Origin of the sequence: Shewanella sp. SM20 (assembly GCF_025654545.1) — a bacterium.
In the GTDB taxonomy this organism is placed as follows: Bacteria; Pseudomonadota; Gammaproteobacteria; order Enterobacterales; family Shewanellaceae; genus Shewanella; species Shewanella oncorhynchi.
In genome coordinates this window covers 1-709 of the sequence record NZ_JAKKRK010000136.1, presented here as the reverse complement: position 1 = coordinate 709, position 709 = coordinate 1, and the positions used below count along the sequence as shown (strand labels likewise).

Genomic DNA, 709 nt, shown 5'->3' with positions numbered 1-709 from the left:
GGCCTTGTACACACCGCCCGTCACACCATGGGAGTGGGCTGCAAAAGAAGTGGGTAGCTTAACCTTCGGGGGGGCGCTCACCACTTTGTGGTTCATGACTGGGGTGAAGTCGTAACAAGGTAGCCCTAGGGGAACCTGGGGCTGGATCACCTCCTTACCTATACGACTAACTTAATGTTTGGTCGAAAAATGCTCCTGCATTTTCGACATTCGGTACATCCGTGTACCTTTTGAGTGTTCACACAGATTTGCTTGATAGAAGAAAGAGTAAAAGATGGACCTAGTTAAATAGGTTTATCAAAGATGGGTCTGTAGCTCAGCTGGTTAGAGCGCACCCCTGATAAGGGTGAGGTCGGTGGTTCAAGTCCACTCTGACCCACCAAATCTTCGTTCTCCTTTGTTAAATTAACACTCGTTTAGTGAACTAAACGTCGCGTTAATTTGCCGCGGATAACTCGATTTGGCAAACCAATCCTTTTAGAGGTTTGGAACATCTTACTTACTCGCACTGCATGTAAATGGGGCTATAGCTCAGCTGGGAGAGCGCCTGCCTTGCACGCAGGAGGTCTGCGGTTCGATCCCGCATAGCTCCACCATTTACACCTTATTCTGACTTTATTGCAAAGTAATAAGGCATATGCACTATGGATAGAGATGCCAAAGATAAACTTAAAAATTATCTTTGGCTTTTTTAAGCCCGCTCTTTAAC

General features: G+C 46.3%; 2 tRNA genes and 1 rRNA gene. All 3 read left to right on the top strand.

Going from position 1 to position 709, the window contains the following annotated elements:
* Positions 1–157 (top strand): 16S ribosomal RNA (locus L5M18_RS23270); the annotation flags it as partial.
* 148 nt (positions 158–305) lie between these two features.
* Positions 306–382 (top strand) — tRNA-Ile (locus tag L5M18_RS23265).
* Positions 383–520: 138 nt separating this feature from the next.
* Positions 521–596: transfer RNA gene (locus L5M18_RS23260), tRNA-Ala, on the top strand.
* The last annotated feature ends 113 nt before the right edge of the window (positions 597–709 follow it).